At 56.1% G+C, this 11,306-nt stretch carries 11 protein-coding genes; 3 read left to right on the forward strand and 8 right to left on the reverse strand.

Translation table 11 applies throughout. The annotated features are described in order from the left end of the window. Positions 1 to 101: 101 nt before the first annotated feature. From dpaL to EQM14_RS03295, 3 genes are read left to right on the forward strand one after another with little or no spacing between them, the layout of a single operon-like run. A complete protein-coding gene (gene dpaL / locus EQM14_RS03285) occupies positions 102 to 1,307 on the forward strand; it encodes a diaminopropionate ammonia-lyase (RefSeq protein WP_128741608.1) in 1,206 nt (401 codons plus the stop codon). Beyond that, positions 1,300 to 2,475 carry a YgeY family selenium metabolism-linked hydrolase gene (locus EQM14_RS03290; protein WP_128744214.1) on the forward strand — a complete coding sequence of 392 codons (1,176 nt, stop codon included), beginning with the start codon at positions 1,300 to 1,302 and terminating at the stop codon, positions 2,473 to 2,475. Before dpaL ends, EQM14_RS03290 begins: the two co-directional genes overlap by 8 nt. Before the next feature lie 34 nt (positions 2,476 to 2,509). Further along, complete coding sequence (locus tag EQM14_RS03295; protein WP_128741609.1) at positions 2,510 to 4,084, forward strand: N-acyl-D-amino-acid deacylase family protein; 1,575 nt, start codon at positions 2,510 to 2,512, stop codon at positions 4,082 to 4,084. A gap of 68 nt (positions 4,085 to 4,152) precedes the next feature. Here EQM14_RS03295 and EQM14_RS03300 read toward each other — a convergent pair whose 3' ends face one another. The 8 genes from EQM14_RS03300 to EQM14_RS03335 all read right to left on the reverse strand — a co-directional run bounded on the left by EQM14_RS03300 (position 4,153) and on the right by EQM14_RS03335 (position 11,265). After that, on the reverse strand, positions 4,153 to 5,163 hold the full coding sequence (locus tag EQM14_RS03300) for a GGDEF domain-containing protein (RefSeq protein ID WP_128741610.1): 1,011 nt from the start codon (positions 5,161 to 5,163) through the stop codon (positions 4,153 to 4,155). 243 nt (positions 5,164 to 5,406) lie between these two features. After that, entirely contained in the window at positions 5,407 to 5,760 is a 354-nt protein-coding gene (locus EQM14_RS03305) for a DUF4183 domain-containing protein (protein ID WP_164918945.1), read from the reverse strand. A gap of 191 nt (positions 5,761 to 5,951) precedes the next feature. Beyond that, positions 5,952 to 6,935: a glycosyltransferase gene (locus EQM14_RS03310; RefSeq protein ID WP_164918946.1), complete on the reverse strand. Its 984-nt coding sequence runs from the start codon at positions 6,933 to 6,935 to the stop codon at positions 5,952 to 5,954. Continuing rightward, positions 6,932 to 8,860 (reverse strand): motility associated factor glycosyltransferase family protein, encoded by a 1,929-nt coding sequence (locus EQM14_RS03315; RefSeq protein ID WP_128741613.1) that lies wholly within the window; start codon positions 8,858 to 8,860, stop codon positions 6,932 to 6,934. Before EQM14_RS03315 ends, EQM14_RS03310 begins: the two co-directional genes overlap by 4 nt. After that, entirely contained in the window at positions 8,857 to 9,195 is a 339-nt protein-coding gene (locus EQM14_RS16270; RefSeq protein WP_164918947.1) for a hypothetical protein, read from the reverse strand. The genes EQM14_RS03315 and EQM14_RS16270 overlap by 4 nt, the downstream gene beginning before the upstream one ends. Further along, a complete protein-coding gene (locus EQM14_RS03325; protein ID WP_128741615.1) occupies positions 9,140 to 9,412 on the reverse strand; it encodes a hypothetical protein in 273 nt (90 codons plus the stop codon). Before EQM14_RS03325 ends, EQM14_RS16270 begins: the two co-directional genes overlap by 56 nt. A gap of 66 nt (positions 9,413 to 9,478) precedes the next feature. After that, a complete protein-coding gene (locus EQM14_RS03330; RefSeq protein ID WP_128741616.1) occupies positions 9,479 to 10,198 on the reverse strand; it encodes an acylneuraminate cytidylyltransferase family protein in 720 nt (239 codons plus the stop codon). Beyond that, a complete protein-coding gene (locus tag EQM14_RS03335; protein ID WP_128741617.1) occupies positions 10,195 to 11,265 on the reverse strand; it encodes a nucleotidyltransferase family protein in 1,071 nt (356 codons plus the stop codon). Before EQM14_RS03335 ends, EQM14_RS03330 begins: the two co-directional genes overlap by 4 nt. Positions 11,266 to 11,306: the final 41 nt, after the last annotated feature.

Raw genomic sequence — 11,306 nt, forward strand, 5'->3', positions numbered from 1 at the left:
TGTTGTGAGAAGAAAGGCGCATATCCGGGGGATATGCACCTTTCTTGCTCTGACCGGGACTCGGGGTCCCGGATGAAACAGAGAGGAAAGGGGAATATTCATTGGATTTTCAATGGATCACCAATGAACAGGAAAAAGCCCGGCTTGACGGCGGGCTTGAATTTTTATCGGCGCAGGCCGTGAAGCCGGTCCGGGATTTTCACGCTGAATTTTCCGAATACCGTCCTACACCGCTCGTCCCGCTGAAAAATCTCTCCGCGGAGCTTGGACTGAAAAGCATCTCGGTAAAAGACGAATCCCTGCGCATGGGCCTGAATTCTTTTAAAATGCTGGGCAGCTCTTACGCGGTCGGACGGCTGATCGCGCAGAAGCTGGGCAGAGACTTTGAGAAAATGAAGTTCGAAGAGTTCTGCGCGGAGAAAACACGCGAAAGGCTTGGAAATCTGGTATTCGCGACGGCGACGGACGGAAACCACGGGCGCGGCCTGGCCTGGACCGCCAACCGCCTCGGCTATTCTTCCGTCGTGTTTCTTCCGAAGGGCTCCTCGGAAGAGCGCGTCCGCAATATTGCGAACAACGGAGCGCAGACTTTCGTCACGGACCGAAACTATGACGATACCGTGCGGCTGATGATCGGAGAGGCTTCGCGGAACGGATGGCAGATCGTCCAGGACACATCGTGGGAAGGGTACGGCGAGGTTCCGCGGTGGATCATGCAGGGCTATACCACCATTGCGTCTGAATTTCTGAGTCAGGCCGCCGAAGAAGGAATTCCAGCCCCGACGCATCTTTTCCTGCAGGCGGGCGTCGGATCGTTTGCCGTCGCAATGGCCGCTTTTTTCCGGGCCGCTTTCCCTTCTGCTCCGCCCCGAGTGATCGTTGTGGAGCCGAACAAGGCGGACTGTTTTTACCGGTCGGCGGAACAGGGGGGAATGACGGCGGTCGGCGGCGATCTGGATTCGATCATGGCCGGGCTTTCCTGCGGCGAGCCCAGTCCCATCGCGTGGTCCGTCTTAAAGGACAGCGCGGCGTTCCTTTCGGTTCCGGATTGGGTGACCGCCCGGGGCATGAGAATGTACTCCGCTCCCTGCGGCGATGACCGGCGCGTCGTCTCCGGCGAATCCGGCGCCGTCACCCTCGGGGCGCTCAGCCTGATCATGCAGCGCGGAGAATACGCGCCGCTGAAGGAGGCGCTGGGCCTGGACGGGACTTCCTCCGTGCTTCTGGTCAGCACGGAAGGCGACACCTGCCGGGAGATGTACCGGAGGATCGTGTGGGAGGGGGAATACGGCAGTGCGGCTGAGTGAGGAAAGGAAAACAGAGCTGATTGCGCTTTGCAGGGATTTGATCCGGATCAGGAGCGATTCCGGCTGCGAGGGACAGATGGTGGAAAAGCTGAAGCAGGTTTTCACCGGATTCGGATTCGAGTTTCAGGTGGATCGGTTCGGCAGCATCACGGCCCATAAAAAAGGGCGGGACGGGGGGCCGAAGCTCCTGTTCGACGGGCATGTCGACACGGTTCCGGCGCAGCCCGCGGACTGGGAGCATGACCCCTGGGGCGCGGAGATGGAAAACGGAAAAATCTACGGGCGCGGCGCCTCCGATATGAAAGGTGCGGTTGCGGCGATGATCTGCGCCGCAAAGTATTTCGCGGAGGATCACCCCGGTTTTGCCGGGGACCTGTACCTGAGCTGCACCGTGCAGGAGGAGAGCTTTGAGGGCGTCGCCGCGGGCGAGGTGGCGCGGACGGTACGGCCGGACTTTGTCGTAATCGGAGAGGCGACGGAACTGGCGCTGAACATCGGACAGCGCGGCCGGGCGGAAATCGTCGCTGAGGCATTCGGCAGGGCCGCGCATTCCGCGAATCCGGAAAAGGGAATCAATGCCGTTTCCCTGATGTGCGAGCTTCTGAAGGAATTTGAAGATCTTCCGGAGGTCCGGGATGAATTTCTCGGAAAAGGGATTCTGGTCCCGACGGATATCGCTTCAAAGCCTTATCCGGGTCTGTCGGTGGTTCCCGAATACTGCCGTGTGACGTTTGACAGAAGACTGCTGACCGGGGAGACGGAGGAGTCAGTTCTGCTCCCCCTGCGGGCCGCCGCGGACCGGCTGGCCGCGTCTTACCCCGGAGCGGGCGTGAAAATTTTCTATGCCTATGGGAAAATGCCGTGCTACACGGGAGAGACCATCGAGGGCCTTCGCTTTTTCCCCGCCTGGAAATTCGGGGCGGAGGAGGACTTTGTCTCCGCCATGCGGAAAAGCCTTCAGAACGCGGGGATTCCGGCGCCGCTTTCCCATTACAGCTTTTGCACGAACGGGAGCCGGTTTGCCGGGCAGGCCGGCATTCGGACGGTCGGGTTCGGTCCGTCGCCGGAAAACCTGGCCCATACTGTCGACGAATTTATCGGGCTGGAACAGCTCTGCGGCGCGTGTGCCGGATATTCGGCCCTGTCCAAAGCGGTACTCTGCCGTTAAAAGCGGCCCGTTCTAAAGAAAAGGGGGAATCTGTTTGGGACTTCTGGTTCGCGGAGGCATGATCGTGGACGGCTCTGGGGGACCGCCTTTCAAGGGTGACCTTCTGATTCGGGAGGATAAAGTCGCGGAAATCGGACGGCGGATTGACCGGGAGAATGTCCCTGTCCTGGACGCCGAGAACAAAGTGGTTTGTCCGGGATTCATCGATACACACAGTCATTCCGACCTGCGCGTCCTGACGGAACCGGACCTGCCGCCGAAAATTTCGCAGGGCATCACCACCGAAATCTACGGGCAGGACGGCGTTTCACTGGCTCCTTTGCCGAAGCCGTATCGCAGCGGTTGGTCGAAAAACATCTCCGGACTGCTTGGCGATCTGAACTCCGCCTGGCGCGGGGAAAGTGTTCCGGACTATTTTGAGGCGGTCAGACGGGCCGGGCCGGTCAACAATATTCTCTATCTAGTTCCCCACGGCAACATCCGGATGCAGGCGATGGGCCTGGAAGGGCGCGCTGCCGAAGCCGGGGAGATCGGGCGGATGAAGGACCTGCTTTCGGAAAATCTGGACGCGGGCTGTCCGGGCATGTCCACCGGGTTGATTTACCCGCCCTGCGCGTTCGCGGAGACCGGGGAGCTGGAGGCGCTGTGCGTGGTTTTGGCGGAAAAAGGGAAGCCGCTTGTCGTCCATCAGCGCAGCGAGGCCGGCCGGATTCTGGAATCCATGCAGGAATTGATTTGGATCGCCCGGCGGACCGGTGTGAAGGTTCATATCTCCCATTTCAAGCTGGCCGGAAAAAATAACTGGCACCTGCTTGACCACCTGCTCGAAACGCTGGAAGGCGCAAGGCGGGAGGGCCTTGATTTCAGCTTCGACCTGTATCCCTATACCGCGGGCAGCACCATGTTTTCCGCGATTCTGCCGCCGTGGGCACTTTCCGGCGGGACCGAGCGGATGCTGGAGCGCCTGAAAAACGCGCGGACGCGGGAAAAGATCAGGGACTGCATTCTCCACCCGGACGGAAGCTGGGACAATTTCATCGAGTTCGCGGGAGTGGAAAACATTTATATCACGGATGCGGCGCGGCATCCGGAGGCGGTGGGGAAAAATCTGGTTCAAATCGGCGGCCTGTACGGCTGCGATCCGATGGAGGCGTCGTTCCGCCTCCTGGCGGAGGAGGAAAATCGGGTCGGCATGGTTGATTATTACGGCAATGAGGAAACTTTGGTTCGCATGATGCAGTCGGAAGGCCAGAATTTCTGTACGGACGGGCTTTTGGGAGGAACGCCCCACCCCCGCGTTTACGGCTCCTTTCCCCGTGTGATCGCCCGATATGTCCGGGAAAAAAAGGTCATGAGCCTGGAACAGGCGGTCCATAAAATGGCGGAAGTTCCCGCCCGGCGCTTCGGCATCGAGGGAAGAGGCTCCATCCGGAAAGGCTGCTTTGCCGACCTGGTCGTATTCGACCCCCTTACGATCCGCGACACCGCAACCTATCTGGAACCGCGCAGCCTCAGTGAGGGAATCGAGGCGGTTCTGGTCAACGGCAGGATTTGCTACCTTGCGGGGAGGGGAGTCCTGGGCCGCGGCGGCCGTGTCTTGCACGGATAACCAAAAAGGAAGTGGAATCGCGGACGTTCAAAGGGCATGAAGGAAATTGGACGAAGAAAAAGCGCGCGTCAGGAGGAGTGCTTTTTCTGTTTATCCTGGTACAGGGAGTGGTCCGCCTGCGTCAGGACCTGGCCCACCGTGCCGTCCACCCGGACGGACGCGGAGCTGAAGCTGATGTCCGCGGCTCCATTGTACGGCGTAATAAAATCCTGAAAAGAGTTTTTTATTCCCTCCAGACGCTGCGACAGCTCGTTTTTGTCCCCATAGTAAATGACGGCGAATTCATCCCCGCCCCAGCGGCTGACGTTGTTGCGGCCGTATCCGAAAGATTCCTGGAGCAGGTCGGCCAGTTTTTGAAGGACCTTGTCTCCGACGGAGTGGCCGTACGTGTCGTTTGCCCTTTTGAAGTTGTCCACGTCGATCAGTACGAGGTACGCCGGATTCTCCCGGTCCAGGGCGGCCTCTTCGATCGCTTTGTTGAACATCCTCCGGTTGTAAAGGCCCGTCAGGGCGTCGATATTGGCATATTCATCCAGCTTGGCGTTGACCCGTTCGTATTCCTTGGCAAAGTGAAGGATAATGAAAAATGAAACCAGCAGCAGGATGGGAATCTGAATCATGCGGTCGACAAATTGGCTCCGCTCCGAGTAAACCATGACCAGATCGGGGTGAAAGTATTCGGCGGCGTGCAGCGCCATGAATACCACAACCAACCCGAACGCCAGAAAAATGCGCCGCCAGCCGGAAAAAAGATAGGTGGTGCTGATCAGCAGGAGGAACACATATCCGACGGCGTTGTTATTGCTTCCGCCCGAATCTAGGAAGGCAAAGGGGAGAAAAAGAAAAATCAGGAACACGAACGCCGAAAACATCATATGAACGCGATATTTTTCGCGCTTTAGCAAAAAAAGCGCTGTCGTACAGATCAAAAAAAGGACAACCCATTTTATGCTGAGCCGAAGCGGAAATGCGCAGAGACCGTTGCCGATGATGCAGACCACGGACAGGCCGGCCCCCGCGATTGCGGTTGCCCTGTAGAAACGGACCTGAATACCGGACCGGTCCATTTTCCTCACCATTCTTTCCCTTTCGCCGAAAAAATCGAATTGCGGTGTTGATACGACAGCTTTTTTATATTATATCAAAAAATGGAAAGCAAATCAAAAGGACTTCAGGGAGCACGGCGCTTCTTCATTTTCCACAATCGCGTGGGAGGCGGCAATGGGAAAGGCTGTCCACATCCTGATCCTGCCAGGTTTCCCCGCGCCGAATCTTTTGACCGGGTTGATGAAAGGGCCGTCCCTTCGGGCGGCCCTTTGAGGTCAAGGAATCACTACGCTGTTCTGATCGATTTTTGCAAGGCCGAGAGTAATAGGGGCGCTGCGGGGAATCGTGTAGCTGCTGGTCCCGGGGTTCAGAAGATGAATGTTGGAAGCGGTGTTGACGGAATAGAAAACGCTCTGCTGCAGTACGCCGTTGACGACCAGATTGTAGTATCCGTTCGATTTTGCGGGGAAGGACGCGGGCGTGCCGCCGCTGCCCGTGGACCATTTTGTCCTTGAAAGCTGGAAACTGGCGCCGGATGCCACAGTGATCGCCGCGGTTGCCGTATAGTAGTAGTTGGTGTCCGTGATGGCCGGAGCTGTGGCCGCGAGCTTAAATAATTTAAGTGCCATTTTATTGTCTCCCTCTCTTACCATAACAACTTTAATACGGGATGGTTCTTTTTCCCGGGCGGAACGAGTGAATCGGTCCGTTGCCGCCGGTTCATTGGAAACAAAAGTACGCCGTATTAAGTTACTCTATTCTATGTTACAGCCACTATTCATGACAATCGGGGAGCCGCTTATTTATTGGCGGAATTCCGCTATGGAGCCGGACCCATTTCCTCCCACATCTCCTGAAGAACGGAGGGGGGAATCTCCGGACCGGGCACGTAGGCGTTCGGCCTTTTCCGGAGGGCCAGGCAGGTTTCCAGATCTTCTACCGCTTCCCGGCTCCTGCCAAGCCTTCGGTAAAGTTCGGCGCGCAATGCGAGAAGGTCGTTATAGAAGGTGAAAGCCTGGATCCCCTCCGTTAGGACCTGCTCCGCTTCTTCATACCGCTCCAGTGTCAGAAGGGAATAGCCGTAACATTTATAAAGGTGCGGGACGTACAGGCAGCCGCCGGTGACCGCCTGACGCGCCAGCTCAAACTGGCCGGCGCTCTCTTCATACTTTTCCAGGTTGAGAAGTTCGATCCCTTCCAGGTACCGCACGTAGCCGTCCTGCGGGCGTTCCTTTTGGTCTTCTTTCAGCAGCCGGATCCGCTCCTTTAGCTGCCAGCCCGCGGTTCTTTCCCCGCGGTGCGCAATCCGGAGGCGGGAATCCTGTAGGGAGTATAAAATTTCATCTGGAATATATTCAAAGGAGCGGTACTGAAAACGATATTCTTTTCGGTTCCGGATCAGCCGGAGAAATTGCGCGGGGGAGGAGATTCCCCTTTCATCCTGACGGTAGTCCACATAGATAAGATAACCCTCGGCGTTGGGATTCCTCAGAAGGAGTCTCAATTCCGCCCGCTGCTTCGGTGAGATCATCTCATCCGCCTGCAGGAACAGGACCCATTTTCCGGCTGCGCGTTCCATGCAGAAGTTTTTGATTTTGCTGAAATCATTTTCCCATTGGGGCTGATATACTGTGGCTCCCGCCCGGCTTGCCAGTTCGCGGGTGCGGTCGCCGGAACCGAGGTCCGCGACTAAAATCTCGTCGGCTGTTTCTTTCATCTCATTCAGGCAGTCCGGCAAAAACAGTTCGTCGTTTTTTGTAATCACGCACAGGCTTAGCTGCTTGATTGCCTCCATCCTTTTCATTCCCCCCTCTCGCCCGCTTCCTTCCGGAGCGCCGCTTTCATGTCTTCCGCAGACTCCTCCAAGGAGACGGACAGGCTCTGGCTGACTGCGCGCAGATCGTGGAAAAACTGGCTCTGGATGCCGAACGCGCGCGCAATTTTTTCCGTTGTGTCGATCGGGCCCAGCCGGTCCAGAAGATAAAAATAGACGCAGTTCAGCTGCTGGAAGAAACTGCGGCACAGGCTGTCTTCCGCGTACTGGTAAAATGAGGCGATATTTCTCTGATAAACTTCCTCCAAAGCCTGGCGGCCTTCCGATGTTTTCCTGACGCACAAAAGAATCATTCTTTCGCATTCCAGCTTTTTTTGGTTCATTTCCCCCGCCAGACTGCGGAAACGAACGGCGCAGCGTTCCACCTCCGAAGAAAATTTTTCAAGCAGGATTCTGCGGCTTTCCGGGGAGATTTTCCGCTTGTTCATCGCGATGATCTCATTGACTCTGCGGGGGATCGGAATGGTGCAGTACCGGCGGATCAGCCCGTCGAGTTCCGCCCGTTCGGTTCCCCGTATTTTTGCCCCGCCCGCCGTGGCATTATAGAAGTGATGCTCCGGGTATCCTTCGATGATATGTTCCATTCCAAACCGGAAATTTTCCCAAAGCCGGTTGGAAGGGATCATTTTGCCGTTGTTTCCCTCCACGTAGACAGTGGGAATGGAGTGAAGCACCTCCCTTGCCCGCTTTCCTTTTTCCTGCGAGGCAACCGCGTCCCTGCTGTGCGTCGCCCCGCCCGGACCGTAGGCAAAATCCTGCCCGACGAGGATAATGGGGTCGGCCCCGAGGTAAACGGCCAGATTCAGCGCAAGATGCGAAACATTTGCACCCGCGTCCACCTCGCTGCCATCGCCCAAATTCCGGTTGAACCACCGGTTCAGTTCTTCTCCCTGACGGAAAATCGGAATTTTTTCGCCGCGGAAGGAGGGGAATACCCTTGGGTCAATCAGCGCGAGCGCAAGCAGCGCGATTTCCGGCGAATAGGTTCTGTCTTTAAAATGATACAGATAAGTGTATTTTGTCCGTTCCTGAACGGTGAGGATGTCCGGGTTGATTCCGTTTTTGGTGAGCGGAACGATGGCCGATTCCACCGCGATCATCAGCCCCCTGCCCCGAATTTTTTTCAGGAGCGGCATGCTGCGGTCGAGCGAAGGCCCATTGGAGATGAGGAAGGCCGGAACATTCCGGTATCTTTCCTTCAGACAGCTTACATAGGGATTCGTCAGAATCTCCCCGGCGTTTGCCATCAGATTGTTCAGGCCGATCATATTGTCTTTGTGGTCGTTGCCAAGGTAGGAAGTCAGCAGAGTCAGTTCCTGGAAGGCAAAACGGTGAATTTCCAGATATTCCTTTTTGAAATTTCTTACCGCCGGCAGGGTGAATGCCGTCGTCGGATAGGTCGTGCTGAAAAACAGCATGCTGAAAAACAGCTCTTCAAACGCCTTTTTAAAATAAGAGCTGTCTCCCGGAAGAAAGATGATTTTCCGGGTTTGAATAATCGGGGATAAATCGAAATAGAAAAGCATGGCTTTGAACAGGAAGAGGTCCTGCTCAAACGCGACGACGAGCGTGTGGGGCATTTTATGCGCGAAAACTTCGAACAAAGCGTATCCGAATCCGGTTCCGTAGAGAAAAATTTCTGCTGAGCCAACCTGCGGGATCGATTGATACCATGCTTCCGCTTCCCGGACCGGATGCTCGCCGGTAATATGAAAACAGACTCCGTCCCTGTGATACCGGCACACGGGATATCCCTCGGAATTGTAGCTGACTTCGATTCTCTTTTTGAATTCCTCCTCTGAAATTCCGGATACGGATTCCCGGAGCCACGGCGTCAGCAGCGCGAGGTTTTTTTCATACATCGCCTCGGTTTCGCCCGGTCCTGCAATTTTCATGTGTCCCCGGCCTCCTTCAGCCAGTTTTCGGCAAGGGGTGCGACCGCGTCCTCCAATAAATCCGCGATACCGGTGATATCCTGATTCTGCATATAAAAATACAGCCCTCTTACAGAAGGCAGCAGCAGATTCAGGTCGATTTTCGGGTATGGTGAGTTCCGGTCGGTTTTGACGACAAGCTCCAGTTCCTCCATGGCGCTTAAAAAATTCTCCATTCCTTCGGCGTCTTCACCGATTCGAAAACAGCCGATGGCCGAGTGCAGGAAAGCAAGGAAATGCTTAATCTGCCGATTGAGCAGGGTCGGTCGCGTCCCCGCCGTCATCTCCTCCATCAATTGATTCCCTCCATCCTTTTAACTGATAGGATGATAAATGGTCGATTGTGCTGAAAACCTGGGCCTGGATGGTATTGTCGAATTCAGTCAAAATGGTTTCCCTTTCTTTTTTTTCCTCCGGTGTCAGAACCGATTTTTTCAGAGAATCGCACTGAGCGCGTATTGCGCCGGTCAGTTGGTAAAACTCCGCGGCTTCCCGGTCCGTTGCCTGTTCCATCCGTAACCCTCCTGTCTCCAATCTTTTTTCTGCTTGAAGCCGCCGGCGGGATCCGTTGAAGACCTCTCATAAAACATCGGATTCCTGCGGCCCGGCTCTCTTTTTCATCAGGTATGCAACAAATTCAAAGTCCAGCTCGGAATCAATATCGGCGGCGCGTTCCGGCGGCATCTCGAAAAGCCGCGTGCCCTCCTCAAGAACCGACCGGCATTTCAGGAGCGATTCGCGCCTCCAAACATATACGGAACCGTTCAGGTCATAGCATTTCGGAGAACTCTGCCGGCAGAAAACCGGTGCGTCCGGTGATTTGCATAGCCGGACCGTGCCTCCTTCCCCGATTTCCACCAAATTGAAATAGGGCGAATGGCGGGCTGCGGCCCCAGTGACCACATTGGGCGCTCCCGTGCCTTCAAGCAGTGCGACCGCCCCGGAGATATCCGATACAAGACGCAGGGGAGCAGTGGCGTCCAGATCCGCGATGAGATCGAATTCATGCCCCGCCAGCTTTTCCGCCTCCGTCAGGCAGTGGCGGATGGCCGGAATCTTGGGCGCGCTGTCCGAGGCGAGAGACAGGGGCCTTGGGATGCAGAAATCCGCTCCCCATTCCCGCGCGGACCTCAGCAGAGCCTCCCCGTCGCTGCTGACCGCAACCGCTTCAAACAGCCCGGATTGTTTTGCCTGCAAAATGCTGTATGCGAGCAGGGGCTTTCCCAACAGGCTGCGCAGATTTTTGCCCGGCACGCCTTTGGAGCCGCTGCGGACGCAAACGGTGCATAACCTTCTCACGAATTTTCTTCCCTCCCTGTTAAAAACTCGTTTTCGTAATCTCTGCCCGCCTGATCAAAATCACGGAGTCCCCCGATATCGATCCAGTATTCCCGGATCGGAAAAATACAGACCGGCTCATCGTTTCGCAGCATGCTTTCAAACAGGCTGTTCATTTCAAAACGGGAATCCTTGGGGATACGGCTCAGAACCCCGGGATTCAGGACATAAACTCCCGCGTTGATAAAACTGGCATAGACTGGCTTTTCCTCGAATCCGGCCAGCCGGCCGCGGTTCACTTTTATGACCCCGTAGGGAACCTGATAGTCGTAGGTGGTCACGGCAATGGTGGCCTTGGCCTGATGCTCAAGATGAAAGTCCAGCAGCTGCCCGAAGCTCAGCCTGGTCAGAATATCGCCGTTGATCACAAGGATCGGTTCCGTCGTTTCAAACGGAAGCAGGCTGAGGGAACCGGCGGTTCCCAACCGCTTGCTTTCGCTGATGTAATGGATTTCCGCGCCCCATCTGGTGCCGTCGCCGAAATATTCCGTGACCTGCTCCGCCTTATAATTGACGGAAATGCAAAACCGGGAGAATCCCTGCCGGAGAAACTGTTTCAGAATCGTTTCCAGCACCGGCTTTCCCCCGACTTTCAGCATGGGTTTGGGGCAGTGGTCGGTCAATGCGCCCAGCCGTCTGCCCGGACCGCCTGCCATCACCACGACCCAGTTTCTCCGTCGGGATTCCGCGAGCAGTTCATCCAGCCGCTCAATCCCGACGACATGACCCTCGCCGTCTACCACCGGAAGGTGGCGGACCTGATTGACCCGCAGAAGGCTGAGAATGCTTTTCCGGTCGGTCAGCTCCGGAATTATAATCGGATGAGGATTCATGATCCGGCTGACGGGACTGTCCATGGGAATTCCCTTTAGAATGCCCCGGCGGATATCGCCGTCCGTTACGGTGCCGAGCAGCTTTCCCTTTTCGTCCGCCACGACGGCGATCTGCTGGGAGTTCCGGTCAATGAGTTCGATTGTCTCATGAATTTTTACATTTGGAAGAATCAATGCCTTTTTCCAGTTGTCCATGGCATGCCCCCGTATTCCGGATTATGCCTCCGCAACCGAAA

The organism is Caproiciproducens sp. NJN-50 (assembly GCF_004103755.1).
Classification (GTDB): Bacteria; Bacillota; Clostridia; order Oscillospirales; family Acutalibacteraceae; genus Caproicibacter.